We start from the raw sequence: 14,921 nt of genomic DNA, 5'->3' as shown, positions 1-14,921 counted from the left end.
AGCGGAGTTGAATGATACGGCCGTCTTGATCAATGTGGCTTCAGTCCGAATCTTGCACGGACCAGCCCGATCAGGTCGTCGACGTAGGTAAACACCACGGGAATAACCAGCAGACTGAGGAAGGTCGAGGTGATCAGTCCGCCGATCACGACAATCGCCATCGGTGCGCGGAAGCTCGGATCGGTACCAATACCCAGGGCAATCGGCATCATGCCGGCACCCATCGCGACGGTGGTCATGACGATCGGCCGGGCCCGCTTGCGACAGGCATCGAGCAGGGCATCCCAGCGGTTCAGGCCATGCTCGCGGCGAGCGAGTACAACGTAATCGATGAGCAGAATGGAGTTCTTGGTGGCGATGCCCATAAGCATGATGAGGCCGATCATCGACGGCATCGACAGTGCCGTGTGCGTAACGAACAGGGCCAGGAATGCGCCGGGCACGGAAAGCACCAAGGCAGCGAGAATGGTCACCGGCTGAACGAAATCCTTGAAGAGCAGGACCAGCACGATGTAAATACACAGTACCCCGGTCGCCATCGCCAGGGCAAAACTGGCGAACAGTTCGCCCATCGCCTCGGCATCGCCGACCGTGGTCTGGATGATGCCGGGCGGCAGTTGGGCAAGGCTGGGCAGGCGCAAGGCCTTGGCCTCAACTTCGCCAAGCTGCTCGCCGTTCAGTTCGATTTCAAAGTTGATATTGCGCAAACGGTCATAGCGGTCGATTTCCGCCGGACCGCCGCCAATACTGACCGAGGCAACATTGGCAAGGACCACCGGGCCGTGCTTGCCGGGCACGGTCAGGCGTTCGAGCAGGGCCAGATCGGACCGGGCGGCAGGTGGCAATTTGACGATAATCGGCACCTGACGCTGGGCGAGATTGAGCTTGGCCAGCCCCTGGTCATAGTCGCCTGCTGTGGCAATACGCAGGGTGTCGGCGATGGCCGCCGACGTCACGCCAAGATCGGCCATGCGGGCAAAATCGGGGCGAATGACCAGTTCGGGACGAACCAGGCTCGCCGTCGTGGTGATGTTGCCGATTCCCGGAATGGTGCGCAGGTCGCGTTCGACCAGGCGGGCATGCTCGGCCAGCAAGGGGCCATTTTCGCTGGCCAGGACAAGAACGTACTTGGCGTTACCCGAGGCCAGCCCGACCTTGACCTGGACGCCGGGAATCATCGTCAGTGCATCGCGCAACTGGCCTTCGATAAATTGCTTGCCGACCCCGGAACGCTCGCTGCGCGGGGTCAGGTTGAGCGTCAGCGTGGCCTTGCGCACCTCGGCCGCACCTGCCGGCGCAAAGGGGTCACTGCCGGCCTTGCCGCCACCGATCGCGGTATATACCAGTTTGACGTGCGGGTTGTGTTGCGCGATGCGGCGCGCCTGCTCGGCCGCCGAAAGGGTTTCAGTAAAGGTCGCACCGGGCGGCAGTGAAAGGTAGATCTGCGTCTGCGAAACATCATCAGGTGGCACAAAGCCAGTTGGCAGAAGCGGCACGAGCATGAATGAGCCGACAAAAAAGAACGCTGCCCCGAGCATGGTCATGATGCGATGCTTCAGGCACCACGTCGCCCAGCCCTCATACATAGCAAGCCAGCCCGGCGTCGGTTCATCGTGCATAACCGGACGCAGGATGTAGGCCGCCATCATGGGCGTCAGCATACGCGCCACGACCAGTGAGAAAAACACGGCAATCGCTGCTGTCCACCCGAACTGGACAAAAAACTTTCCGGGAACACCGCCCATGAAGGCAGTCGGCAAAAAAACGGCAATCAGCGTGAAGGTTGTCGCGATGACCGCCAGTCCAATCTCGTCGGCTGCCTCCATGGCGGCCTGATAGGGCGTCTTGCCCATGCGCAGATGGCGCATGATGTTTTCGATTTCGACAATGGCGTCATCGACCAGAATCCCGACCACCAGCGACATGGAGAGCAGGGTCACGACATTGAGCGTGAAGCCCATCAGGTACATCGCCGCGAAAGTCGGCACCGCCGACAAGGGCAAAGCGGCCGCCGAAACGAAGGTGGCCCGGCCATCGCGCAGGAATAGCCAGACGACCAGAACGGCCAGCAGGGCGCCTTCAATCAGCAGTTTCATCGAGCCTTCATAGTTCTCGATAACCGGATCGACAAAATTGAACGCCTCGGTGATTTCGATATCGGGATGCTCGGCTTTGAGCTTTTCCAGGACACCCTTGACGTTGTCGGCAACTTCAACCTCTCCGGCCCCCTTGCTGCGCGTGATTTCAAAGCCGACGACGGGTTTGCCGTTGAGCAAGGCAGCCGTCCGCTGTTCGCCAACGGTATCGCTGATCGTCGCCACCTGACCGAGGCGTATGCGGCGACCATCAGAGAGCGTGATGTCCATGTCACCGAGTTGATCGGCGCTGTTGACCGTGGCGATGGTACGTACCGACTGCTCGACCCCTCCGACATCGGCCCGCCCCCCGGACGCCTCCTGCTGTATCTGCCGAAGCTGGCGCGAGATATCGGCGGCCGTGACCTGAAGCGCGAGCATCCGGGCCGGGTCAAGCTCGATGCGGATTTCCCGCGTCACGCCACCGACCCGGGAGACCGCACCAACACCGCGCGCCGAGAGCAGGGCCTTGGTCACTGTGTTGTCCACGAACCATGACAGCGCCTCGTCGTCCATCCGGCCGGATGCCACGGTGTAGGTCAGGATCGGTGCGCCGGACAGGTTCACCTTGCTGATCACCGGATCCTTGATGTCGCCCGGCAGGTCGGCACGAATCCGCGAAACGGCGTCGCGGACATCGTCCACAGCTTCCTGTGTCGACTTTTCCAGACGGAACTCGACAGTCACCGTCGCCACCCCGTCCTGCACCTTGGTATAGATGTGCTTGATACCCTGCAGCGTCGCCACCGAATTTTCGATCTTGCGCGCCACTTCGGTTTCCATTTGCGCTGGCGCCGCGCCGGGCAGGCTGGCCGTGACGGTCACGGTCGGCAAGTCGATATCCATGAACTGCTGGATCTTCATGGCCTTGAAACCCATGACGCCAGCCAGCGTCAGCAGCAGAAAAAGCAGGACGGCCGGGGTCGGATTCCGGATTGACCAGGACGAGACGTTCACGGTGCAACGACCTTGACGACATCACCATCGGCCAGGAAGCCAGCGCCGGCAGCAACGACTCGCGCCGCGGCATCGAGGCCGGAAACGATCTCGATGCGCTCGCCAAGCCGGCGACCCAGACTGACCTTAACCTGGGCGACACGGTCTTCGCCCTCAATCCGGAAGACATAGGCAAAGCCTTCACGCTGAACAACCGCCGATTGCGGCAGGGTCAGCGCCGGGTGACGGGCCAACTCGAATACACCGCGGGCAAACATGCCGGCGCGTACCGCCGATGACACCGGCAGATCGACATAGATGAGTCCGTTGCGGGTTTGCGGATCGACACTCGGCGACACAGCCCGCACCTTACCCTTGACGCTTTCACCGCCGGGCGCGGTCAGAACCGCCACCGCCCCGGCTGGCACCTTGCCGAGATCGGCCGACGGCACTTCAGCCCGCCATTCCAGCCGCCCGCCGCGAATCAGGCGGAACAGTTCCTGCCCGGTCTGGGTCAGCGAACCGACGGTCGCGCTGCGCGCCGAGATCACGCCATCATCCGGTGCCACCACCCCGGTCTTGCCCATTTTCAGGTCGGCCCCCTGCTGTCGCGCCCGCGCCGCAGCCAGCCGCGCCTGGGCCGTGTTCTGCGCGGTCTGGTACTGGGTGTTCAGCTGGGTGCTGTAGAAACCCTTTTCCTTGAGTTCCCTGGCCCGCTCGGCATTGCTCTTCGCCTCAACGGCGCTGGCTTCCAGTTCAGCGACCGAGGCCGTCGCTTCGGCAAGTTCACTGGCCACTGTATCGCTGGCGATACGAGCCAGCACCTGGCCTTTTTTGACCACATCGCCAACCTGGACGCGCACCTCGGTGATCCGGTAATTGGCGATTTCAGCGCCGATCACCGCCTCCTGCCAGGCCACGACATTGCCGTTGGCCGGCAGGGCCAGCGGCCAGTCCTGCATTTGTGGTGCGATCAGGCTGACCGTCAGGGCCGGCCGCGTAGCGGCGGCCTTGACTGGCTCGCTTGGTTTCGGCTCACCCGAGCGCAACAAAAACCAAGTGCCAGCCACGGCGATCGCAGCAACAGCCAGCGCCAAGCGCGTCTTGCGCCCGGCAAGCGGGCCCGGAAAAATCGATTTCATGCCAATACCTGTATCGAGCGCGGGATGACGAATGATACCGCGCTCGAACACAATGTCACATCCTTAATGACCCTTCGGTCATCACTGCTTTGCCAGGTGAACCTCGGCTTCGTCGGCACTTTCATAGAGATGCGGAGCAATCTGCTGCTTGGCCAGCGCCTCGCCGAGTTTCATGCGCAGGAAGGTGTTCGAGGTGTAGCGCGTGACGTCGTGGTAATGCCGCTCCATGATGCCCTTGACGACACCGATATAGTCATCGACCAGTTCCGGCACGATGGAGAAGCGGTCGTAATTGACGATGGCGTTAACCTTGTGGCCAATCGGCGCCAGTTCACTCTCGACAGCCTCGAGGATGCGGCTGATGTCGCCTTCGCTACGCACGTTCAGCCCGGCAAAATCGACAAAGAACAGGTTTTGCGCCGGATCGTAGGAAAGCCGCTCGGCCAGCGGCCGCTCCAGCATTTCGGCCCGGATGTTCATCGGCTCATCGGAAAAAATACGGGCATCCATGAGCTTCGGTTCGTGGCGCATGATCGGCCTGAATTCCATCTTGTCGAGGATGTCCTTCTGCACATCGACACCGGGTGCAATTTCGACCAGCTCCAGCCCGTCAGCGCACAGTTTGAAGACACAGCGCTCGGTGATGTAAAGCACGGTCTTTCCCCACTTGGCGGCTTGGGGGCCGCTAAAGGTTCGATGCTCGACGGTATCGACAAATTTCACCGCTTTGCCATCCTCGCGAATGAGGAGCTTGCCGGCCTCGACCGCAACGTCGAGATTGCCGGCAGTAAACGTCCCGACAAACACGACCTTCTTGGCGTTCTGCGAAATGTTGATGAAGCCGCCCGCCCCGGCCAGGCGCGGGCCGAACTTGGAGACATTTAGATTGCCCTGCTTGTCGGCCTGAGCGAGACCGAGAAAGGCGATATCGAGGCCACCGCCGTCGTAGAAATCGAACTGGCTGGGCTGGTCGATGATCGCCTGGGCGTTGGTCGCCGCCCCGAAACTCAGACCGCCAGCCGGCACGCCGCCGATGACGCCGGGTTCGGCGGTGAGGGTCATGAGGTCGATGATCTGTTCCTCGGCCGCGACATTGGCGACGCCTTCCGGCATACCGATGCCAAGGTTCACCACGGCATTGGCTTTCAGTTCCAGCGCAGCGCGGCGGGCGATGATCTTGCGTTCGCTCATGCCCATGGCGGCGATGGCCGACATCGGGACCTTGATCTCGCCGGCATAGGCCGGGCTGTATTGCTCGATGAAGGTCTGCATGTGATATTCGGGCTTTTCGGCGACCACGACGCAATCGACCAGAATGCCGGGAATCTTGACCTGACGCGGATTGAGTGTGCCGCGCTCGGCGATGCGTTCGACCTGAACGATGACAATCCCACCCGAGTTGCGCGCCGCCATGGCGATAGCCTGCGCCTCCAAGGTCAAGGCTTCCTTCTCCATGGTGATATTGCCGTCCGGGTCGGCCGTCGTGCCCCGGATGATGCCGACGTTGATCGGCAATGCCTTGTAGAACAGGTATTCCTCGCCATCGATTTCCATCAGACGGACGAGGTCATCCTTGGTCATCTCGTTCAGTTTACCGCCGCCAAAACGCGGATCGACAAAAGTGCCGAGCCCGACCCGGGTGAGCGTCCCCGGCTTGCCCGCCGCAATGTCGCGAAAGAGGTGAGTGATCACCCCCTGCGGCAGATTGTAGGCCTCAATACGATTGGCCACGGCCAGCGCCTGAACCTTCGGGACCAGGCCCCAATGGCCGCCGATCACCCGGCGGATCAGCCCATCATGGCCGAGGTGATTCAAACCACGGTCCTTGCCGTCACCCTGCCCGGCCGCATAGACCAGGGTCAGATTGCGCGGCCGGCCAAGGCCATGCACATCGGCCTCCTCGCCTTCGAGAAAGAGCGACTCAAGGGCGACGGCGATGTTCTCGGCAAAACCGATGCCGACAAAGCCACCGGTGGCGACGGTGTCGCCATCCTTGATCAGGCGGACGGCATCGCGCGCCGAGACCACCTTGCCGGTATCGGAGGCGCGCAGCGATGCAGCCATCGGGTGACGGGACAGGGCCATGGTTTATCTCCTCGTTGTTTTTATTGGATTATCAAACAATACCGGTCGCGTAGAACACCCCAATCACGACAAAGACAGCCATCGTCTTGATACAGGTAATGGCGAAGATATCCTTGTAAGACTGGCGATGGGTCAAACCGGTAACCGCCAGCAGGGTGATTACCGCGCCGTTATGCGGCAGGGTATCCATGCCGCCGGAAGCCATCGAGGCAACGCGGTGGAAGACTTCGAGCGGAATCCCGGCAGCGTTGGCATTGGCAATGAAGGTTTCGGCCATGGCGGCGAGCGCGATACCCATGCCACCGGAAGCAGAACCGGTGATACCGGCCAGCGAGGTGACGGTAATCGCTTCGTTGATGAGCGGATTCGGAATGGCGCTCAGTGCGTTGGCGACAACAAGGAAACCCGGCAAGGCAGCGATCACGGCGCCGAAACCGTACTCGGAGGCGGTATTCATGGTGGCCAGCAATGCCCCGCCAATGGCGCTCTTGCTGCCTTCACCGAACTTGCTGAACACCATCTTCCAGCCGAAGACAAACACAGTGGCGATACCGATCAGCAGGGCCCCTTCAACCGCCCAGATGGCTGCAACCGCCTTGGTCTGCTGGACGACTGGCGCCACCTTGCCGATGACGGCCGGGATGAAGGAAACCTTTTCGCCGTAGAGGGCGGGGATGGCAGTCGTGAACACCTTGTTCATGACCCCGACCATGATCAGCGGCAGGATGGCGATGGCGGGATGGACGAGCTTTTCGCTGGCGACGGCTTCCGGTTCGTTGATGTGGCCTTCGCCATAACCTTCGCCGGCCTTGGCGGCACGACGGCGGCAGCTTTCCAGATAAATCATGCCGACCACGAAAATGAACAGGCCACCAATCGTGCCCAGCCATGGCGCAGCGTAAATATCGGTCTTGAAAAAGGTGGTCGGAATGATGTTCTGGATCTGCGGCGTACCAGGCAGAGAATCCATCGTGAAGGTGAAGGCGCCAAGCGCGATGGTGCCGGGAATCAGACGCTTGGGAATGCCGCCCTGACGGAACATCTCGGCAGCAAACGGATAGACGGCGAAAACGACAACGAAGAGCGACACGCCACCGTAGGTGAGGACGCCGCAAACGATGACAATGGAGAGCATGGCCCGCTCGCTGCCGATCATCTTGATCACCGAGGCAACAATCGACTTGGAGAAACCGGAAAGCTCAATGACCTTGCCGAAGACGGCGCCGAGCAGGAATACCGGAAAGAAGTTTTTGACGAAGCCGACCATCTTGTCCATGAACAAGCCGGTAAACATCGGCGCAACCATGGTCGGGTCGATGAAGAGCACCGCGCCCATGGCGGCGATTGGTGCAAAAAGGATGACGCTGTAGCCCCGATAGGCGACGAACATCAGAAAGGCCAAGGCCCCTAAAACGATGAGGAAGTCCACTGTTGTCTCCTGAATAATTATTGCGGAGCTTTCTCTATCGCACACCCCATGCCAGATCGCGCAACTCATTGAACATGATGGAATTCATCGCTTTTGGCAATGCGCCAGGAACGGCCCGGGCGTCTGCCTCGGCAGACATGCTGTCCAGCCCGGCAGACACCTCACGCCAGTTCGGCATCAACGCCCAGGGCAGCAATCTTTTCGTAGAGCGCAGCCCGCGAAATGCCGAGCAGGCGCGCTGCCTGCGCCTTGTTTCCGGCGCAGATGCGCAGGGCCGCGAGGATCGCCTGACGCTCGGCCTGGGCGACGACCTCGGCGATACCCAGGGCGTTGGCCAGCGCGGGGACGAGCGAAGCCTTGATCTTGGGCATGACCCGATCAAGATCAGCGCTGTCGAGCATTTCACCATCGCTCATCAGTAGGGCGCGCTCAAGGACATTGGCCAGTTCCCGAACGTTGCCGGGCCAGTCGTGCTGCAACAGGCGATTAAGCCCGGCCGTGCTGATCCCGTGCAAGGTAATGCCTTGCTGTCGGCAAATCTGCTCAATCAGAAAATCGGCGAGCAGGCCCATATCTTCCGGACGCTCGCGCAAAGCCGGGGTGTTCAGGGTGATGACATTCAAGCGATAGTACAGATCAGCCCGGAACTGGCCGTCGGCAACCATCTTCTCCAGATCGCGACTGGTCGCAGCGATGATCCGCACATCAACGGCCATCAGGCGGTTGGAACCAACCGGCTCGAATTCACGTTCCTGCAGCACCCGCAGCAGCTTGGCCTGAAGCGCCAGCGACATGTCGCCAATTTCATCGAGAAACAGCGTGCCACCATCGGCCAGTTTGAACTTTCCATCGCGCCCCCGTTTGTCTGCCCCGGTATAAGCGCCGGCAGCCACCCCGAAGAACTCGGCTTCAAGCAGCGTCTCGGGCACGGCGGCGATATTGACTGCCACGAATGGCGCATTGGCGCGCGGACTGGCGGCATGGATGGCCTGAGCCAGCAACTCCTTGCCGGTCCCCGTTTCACCCAGGATCAGCACCGACGATGAAGTACGCGCAGCCCGTCGGGCTGCCTGCTTCAACTCGGCACAGGCGGTCCCGGAGCCGACAAAGCTGGAAAAGGTATATTTGGTCCGCCGGGCATCCGCCAGCCGACGCTCGGCATCGGCCAGATCGGCCCGCAGGCGCTGGTAGCGCGAAACGACCGGCAGCAAATGACGCGGATCGTCGTAAAGCATAAAGCCGACAGCGCCGACCACTTTCCCCTCTGCATCCCGCAACGGCAAACGGGTAACAACAAAAGACTCCTGCCCGAAATCCATGATATCGAGCATGATCGGCTGGCCACTATGCACCACCTGACGCATCAGGCTGTTGGGGATGACCTCCTCGACCGGCCGGCCAATGGTCGCTGCCAGATCTCGAATTTTCAGATGGGCTGGATATTGATCGTTCATCCAGACGACATTGGCGTCGGCATCAACGATGACCGCCCCCTCACAAAGATCGGCAAAATGCGAGAGCAGTGATTGCGAGGCCAGCTCGCGAAGATCGTCGGACGTCATGCTAATGGACCAATGCCAACTCGATTTCAGCGCAGAAACTGGCCTGACCAAAGCCAGACAGAAGGCCGCCGAGCCTGGCGAAACAGGTGATCAGCGGGGTATTTCCGGAAGTTTGGCGTGGCTGCACCATGGTCAGCAAACACATGCCTCGATCCTCCGAACAAAATGATTTTGCAAAAAAACGTCGCTGATTCAGGTCTCGCCTGAAGGCTCGGAGTATTCGTCGAATTCCTCTAGAAAACAAGCACACCAAGGGAAACCCCTAACTCGGCGACCAACCACCAGGGCTGAATGGGCCTTCTCAGGATTCCTGGCTCGCGCTAACCGCCCAAAAGAAAAAAGCCCTGATTTCTCAGGGCTTTAATTCCGGCATCGATGGTGGAGAGGATGAGGATCGAACTCACGACCTCCTGATTGCGAACCAGGCGCTCTCCCAACTGAGCTACCCCCCCAATGTGCGGTGATTCTAGCGCACCCAATTTACAGATCAAAGCGGCTTTTGCGGCCCGATGCAGGCGAAACAGGGTTTCACCACCACGCCAGCACTAGCCTTGACCGGCCCCGGCAACGGCGCGACGCAGGCGGTCGGCGACGGCGGCCCAGGCAGGGTCGTCGGGCAAGGCTTCGACGGCAATAAGGTCGACGCCAGCATGATCCATGTTACGCAGGGCGGCGTAGAGGTCGTGGGCATAGCCGACCGGGTCGGCCGGCAACAGGCGCCAGGCGTGAGGCATGCAGGCCTGCGGGGGCTGGTTGGTGCTGATGACGCCGCAGCGGTCACCCTTGTGGCGCTGGGCGTTGATGAAATCGAGCAAACGCTCGGCCGGCACGAGGCGCATCGGCGTTTGCGGTGCATAGTGGGCAGCCAGGGAACCGGAAACACGCGGCGCGCCGGCGGCAGTTTCGATCACCGGGCGACGACCGAGGACAGCTTCGAGATGGGCCGGTGCGATATGGCCGGGACGCAGGACAACCGGATCACCCCGCGAGCAGTCAACAATGGTCGATTCGATGCCGACCGTGCACGGGCCGCCATCGAGAATCAGCGGCACCCGATCGCCCAGTTCTTCGCGGACATGCTCGGCGGTGGTCGGACTGATGCGCCCGAAGCGATTGGCCGAGGGCGCCGCGATGCCGGCGTGTTCGCCAACCTCGGCAGCGAAGGCACGGAGCAGGCCGAGAGCCACTGGATGACCGGGAACGCGGAGACCAACGGTATTCTGGCCGCCGGTCACGGCATCGGGCACCCATGCCTGTTTTTTCAGAATCAGGGTGAGCGGACCAGGCCAGAAAGCCTCCATGAGTTCCCAGGCGACATCGGGAACCTGCTCGGCCCAGTGATCGACGGCGTCGTGACCGGCAATATGGACAATCAGCGGGTGATCAGCCGGACGGCCCTTGGCGGCAAAAATCTTGGCAACGGCGGCCGGGTTGGCGGCATCCGCCCCCAGGCCGTAAACCGTTTCCGTCGGGAAGGCGACCAGTTCGCCAGCGCGCAGCAATTCAACAGCGCGCGTGTAGTCCTGAGTCATCGGCGAAAGCTGGTCGGTGTTGTGATCAAGGCTGATCAGGCAACGTCTTGGACAGCACTTTTTCCGTCTGACTCTGACGGAAGCCAGCCAACTTCTGGGCAACGCCAGCGTCGCTCAGGGCCAGGATGGAGACGGCAAACAGCGCAGCATTGGTCGCCCCGGCTTCGCCGACAGCGAAGGTGGCGACGGGAATACCACCCGGCATCTGGACCATGGAAAGCAGCGAATCAAGCCCCATCAGGTGCTTCGACGGCATTGGCACGCCGAGCACGGGAATCTGCGTCTTGGCGGCGAGAACGCCGGCCAGGTGGGCGGCACCACCCGCGGCGCCGATCAGCACCTTGATGCCACGCTCGGCGGCGGTTGCCGCGTAGTCCAATGCCTGATCCGGGGTACGGTGGGCAGACAGAACCTTGGCTTCGTAGGGGATGTCGAGGCTCTTCAGGGCGACGGCGGCGGCGCGCATGATCGGCCAGTCGCTGTCGGAACCCATGACGATACCAACCAGGGGCTTATTGCTCATGTTGTAAATCCTTCAAGTAGGGATGGAAAGATGCCTTAGTCAGCGGGCGGCGGCTTTTCGTTCCGCCGCTTCGATCGTATTGGCCAGCAGCATGGTGATGGTCATCGGACCCACACCACCCGGCACCGGGGTGATCTGGCCGGCCACCTCAAGGCAGCCGGCGTAATCGACGTCACCACACAGCTTGCCGTCGGGCAGGCGGTTGATACCGACGTCGATGACGACAGCGCCCGGCTTGACCATATCGGCGGTCACGAATTTCGGCTTGCCGACGGCAGCGACCAGAATGTCAGCGCGACGGGTGTGGCCGAGCAGGTCTTTCGTGCGCGAGTTGCACACGGTGACCGTGGCACCGGCGTTGATCAGCAGCAGCGCCATCGGCTTGCCGACGATGTTGGAGCGGCCGATAACGACAGCTTCCTTGCCGATCAGGTCGACATTGCCCTTTTCAAACATCTTCATGACGCCGTAGGGCGTACACGGGATGAAACGCGGATTGCCCTGGGCCAGCGCGCCGACGTTCTCGGCATGAAAGCCGTCCACGTCCTTGTCGGCGGCGATGGCTTCGAGCACCGCTTCCTCATCGAAATGCTTGGGCAGCGGCAGTTGCACGAGAATGCCGTGAATCTCGGGGTTGGCGTTCAGTTCGGCAATCTTGTTAAGCACTGTTGCCTGATCGACCGTGGCGTCATAGGTGATCTTTTCGGAGTGCATGCCAATGGCCAGACAGCCGTTGACCTTGTTGCGGACATACACTTCGGAGGCCGGGTCGGCTCCAACCAGAATGACCACCAGACCGGGCTTGTGCCCTTTGGCGGTGAGCCCCTCGACACGTGCCTTGAAACCCTGACGGAGTTCTTCGGCAAGTGCCTTGCCATCGATAATTTGAGCTGTCATCGTCGCATCCAACTGAAAAGAAAAGGGGAAAGGCGGCTGCCTTTCCCTTTGAATTGGCGCGTATTTTAACAGATTACGCGAGTGCAGCCTCGGCTTGGCCGACCGCTGCGCGTCCGGCCTCGAACGCCCGGCGATTCAGTTCGACCAGCTTCTCGCCCTTGCGCTGGAAGCGCTTGAGTACACAGTCGAGCAGGGTTTCGGCGCCGAACGGCAAGTGATCGGCGATGGCACCGAGCATGACGGTGTTGCCTAGCCGAATGTCGCCAAGGCCCTGGGCAATCGAGGTGGCATCGAAGGCGACGACCTTGTTGCCGCATTTTTTGATTTCAGCCAGCGGATCTTCCGGGTAATCAAAGAGGCCCAGCTCAACCACCGGCGGCACCAGTCGGGCGGTGTTCATCAGGGTGATACCACCCGGCCTGAGCATGTGCTGCCAGCGCATCGCCTCGGCCGATTCGAAGCCGAGCAGGACGTCAGCCGTACCCGGCGTGATCTGCGGCGACAAAACCCGCTGACCGAAACGTAGGTGAGAGGAAACGACCCCGCCGCGCTGCGCCATGCCGGCGACTTCCGTTTTCTTGGCGTCGTGACCGAGCGCGATGGCGGCTTCCGCCAGAATCTCGGTCGCCGTCATGACACCCTGACCACCGATGCCGACGACGAGAATATTGGTGTTTTCACTCATCTCAGGCCTCACATCCCTTGGTCACCAGATTGATCGGCGAAGTCGCCATATGGTGCACGATGGCCTTTGGCGCACATGGCTGGACGCACAGGCCGCAACCGGTACACACCGACGTTTCGATCCGGACAAAAGCCAGATCGACCTCGCGCCCGCTCGGCTTGACCTCCTTGCCGCGGCTCGTCACGTGAATGGCCGGACAACCGACATCGATACAGTTGCCGCAGCCGGTGCACTTGTCATCCATAACCTCGAACGGCTTGAGCTTGTGGTAATCCTTGACCAGAACGCAGGGCTGGTCGGTGATGATGACCGAAACATCGGGGACCTTCACCTCATCGCGAATGGTCTTGAAGAGTACCGGCAACTCATAAGGATTGACCTTGTGAATGCGCTCATCCTTGACGCCCAGCGCCGAGACCAGCCTGGCGAAATCAATGCGCGGAGCCTCCTCGCCGTGGATGCCATAACCATTGCCCGGATTGTTCTGGCCACCGGTCATCCCGACGGCGCGGTTATCGAGCAGCAGGACCGTGACATTGCCCTTGTTGTACACCATGTCGAGCAGCCCCTGCATGCCCATGTGCAGGAAGGTCGAATCGCCGATCACGGCGACGATGCGCTTGTCCTTGTCGGCCTCGCCGCGTCCCTTGTCCATGCCCAGCGCGACGCCCATCGAGGCCCCCATCGAGACGCAGGTATCCAGGGCGTTCCACGGATGTCCGGCGCCCAGCGTGTAGCAGCCGATGTCACCGGAAATATTGAGGTTACGGACCTGCGACAGCGTGTAATAGACGCCCAGGTGCGGGCAGGCCACGCACATCGTCGGCGGCCGCGGGAAAACCTGCATCGGCGCGAATGTCGTCGTTTCCGGCATTGGCTCACCGAGCAATCGGGCGATGGCCGGTTTCAGGACATTCGGCGACAACTCGCCCTGCAGCGGCAGAATTTCCTTGCCAATGACCTTCAAGCCCTGTGCCTTCAGTTCGGTTTCAACCAGCGGCTCGACTTCCTCGACGACCACGACCTGATCAACCATGGCGGCCAGTTCGCGGCATTTATCGAAAGGCACCGGGCTGGAAAAACCGAGCTTCAGTACCGGCGCATTGGGGAAGGATTCCTTGACGTGCATGTAGGCCGGACCGGAGGCGATGAAGCCGACGCGTTTGTCCGGACCGTCTTCGATGAAGTTCAGTTCTGACGTTTCGGCCAGTTCGCGCAACTTGATCTCGCGGGCAAACATCAGCGGAATGCGCTTGCCGGCATTGCCCGGCACCATCACGAAGCGTGCCGGCTCCTTGGTGAAGCCGGCACCGACATGCTCACCGCGCTCGCCGACGGTGACCAGTGACTTGACGTGGTTGATGCGCGTCGTCATGCGCAGGATGACCGGCACCTGGAGTTTTTCCGACAACGCGTAGCCATACAGGGTCATCGCGTAGGCTTCCTGCGAATCCGCCGGCTCGAGCACCGGCACGTGGGCGAAGCGGCCCCAGTAGCGCGAGTCCTGCTCATTCTGCGATGACGACAGGCCGACGTCGTCAGCAATGGCGATGACCAGGCCGCCGACCACACCCGTCAGGGTCAGGGTCATCAACGCGTCGGAGGCGACGTTCATGCCGACGTGCTTCATGCAGCAAAAGGCGCGCGAACCAGCGTAGGCGCAGCCAATGGCAACCTCCAGCGAGACCTTTTCATTGACCGACCACTCGGCATAGAGATCCGGGTAGGTGGAAATGACTTCCAGCATTTCAGTAGACGGCGTACCGGGATAAGCAGCGGCGACCTTGACGCCAGCCTCCCATACGGCGCGGGCGACCGCTTCATTACCGGACATCAGGACCCGGCTTGCTGCCGGTACAGGCATGACTGCCGCCATGTCGACTCCTAAATCAATTAAACGAGACGGTCGATTTTAAAGGTGGCCCCGAAAGCCAATTTGATACAGCGCAACTCGATTGACAATATTTTTCGTGTCGTATTGTTATTTGCCGGATG

At 61.1% G+C, this 14,921-nt stretch carries 11 protein-coding genes and 1 tRNA gene; all 12 read right to left on the bottom strand.

The genetic code is table 11. The features are described from left to right. Positions 1-29 precede the first annotated feature (29 nt). The 12 genes from HYN24_RS02020 to HYN24_RS01970 all read right to left on the bottom strand — a co-directional run bounded on the left by HYN24_RS02020 (position 30) and on the right by HYN24_RS01970 (position 14,802). On the bottom strand, positions 30-3,092 hold the full coding sequence (locus tag HYN24_RS02020; protein ID WP_117607718.1) for an efflux RND transporter permease subunit: 3,063 nt from the start codon (positions 3,090-3,092) through the stop codon (positions 30-32). Beyond that, the gene (locus HYN24_RS02015) at positions 3,089-4,213 is read right to left on the bottom strand and encodes an efflux RND transporter periplasmic adaptor subunit (protein ID WP_117610167.1); all 1,125 of its coding nucleotides are present in this window, start codon (positions 4,211-4,213) and stop codon (positions 3,089-3,091) included. Before HYN24_RS02015 ends, HYN24_RS02020 begins: the two co-directional genes overlap by 4 nt. Positions 4,214-4,294: 81 nt before the next feature. Beyond that, positions 4,295-6,298, bottom strand: coding sequence for an acyl CoA:acetate/3-ketoacid CoA transferase (locus HYN24_RS02010; protein WP_117607717.1), 2,004 nt, complete (start codon positions 6,296-6,298; stop codon positions 4,295-4,297). A gap of 31 nt (positions 6,299-6,329) precedes the next feature. Further along, entirely contained in the window at positions 6,330-7,727 is a 1,398-nt protein-coding gene (locus HYN24_RS02005) for a GntP family permease (RefSeq protein ID WP_117607716.1), read from the bottom strand. 161 nt (positions 7,728-7,888) lie between these two features. Then, positions 7,889-9,289, bottom strand: a complete 1,401-nt coding sequence (locus HYN24_RS02000; RefSeq protein ID WP_117607715.1) for a sigma-54-dependent Fis family transcriptional regulator — start codon at positions 9,287-9,289, stop codon at positions 7,889-7,891. A gap of 1 nt (position 9,290) precedes the next feature. Then, a complete protein-coding gene (locus tag HYN24_RS15740) occupies positions 9,291-9,434 on the bottom strand; it encodes a hypothetical protein (protein WP_162888565.1) in 144 nt (47 codons plus the stop codon). Positions 9,435-9,665: 231 nt separating this feature from the next. Next, positions 9,666-9,741: transfer RNA gene (locus HYN24_RS01995), tRNA-Ala, on the bottom strand. 93 nt (positions 9,742-9,834) lie between these two features. Then, positions 9,835-10,821, bottom strand: a complete 987-nt coding sequence (locus tag HYN24_RS01990) for an L-threonylcarbamoyladenylate synthase (protein WP_117607714.1) — start codon at positions 10,819-10,821, stop codon at positions 9,835-9,837. A 25-nt stretch (positions 10,822-10,846) separates the two neighbouring features. Then, the gene (gene purE / locus HYN24_RS01985) at positions 10,847-11,344 is read right to left on the bottom strand and encodes a 5-(carboxyamino)imidazole ribonucleotide mutase (protein ID WP_117607713.1); all 498 of its coding nucleotides are present in this window, start codon (positions 11,342-11,344) and stop codon (positions 10,847-10,849) included. 39 nt (positions 11,345-11,383) lie between these two features. After that, complete coding sequence (gene folD, locus HYN24_RS01980) at positions 11,384-12,241, bottom strand: bifunctional methylenetetrahydrofolate dehydrogenase/methenyltetrahydrofolate cyclohydrolase FolD (RefSeq protein ID WP_117607712.1); 858 nt, start codon at positions 12,239-12,241, stop codon at positions 11,384-11,386. Positions 12,242-12,314: 73 nt separating this feature from the next. After that, complete coding sequence (locus tag HYN24_RS01975) at positions 12,315-12,926, bottom strand: indolepyruvate oxidoreductase subunit beta (RefSeq protein WP_117607711.1); 612 nt, start codon at positions 12,924-12,926, stop codon at positions 12,315-12,317. 1 nt (position 12,927) lies between these two features. Further along, positions 12,928-14,802 carry a thiamine pyrophosphate-dependent enzyme gene (locus tag HYN24_RS01970; protein ID WP_117607710.1) on the bottom strand — a complete coding sequence of 625 codons (1,875 nt, stop codon included), beginning with the start codon at positions 14,800-14,802 and terminating at the stop codon, positions 12,928-12,930. Positions 14,803-14,921: the final 119 nt, after the last annotated feature.

The organism is Dechloromonas sp. HYN0024 (assembly GCF_003441615.1).
In the GTDB taxonomy this organism is placed as follows: domain Bacteria; phylum Pseudomonadota; class Gammaproteobacteria; order Burkholderiales; family Rhodocyclaceae; genus Azonexus.
This window is presented reverse-complemented; position numbering and strand designations above follow the sequence as displayed.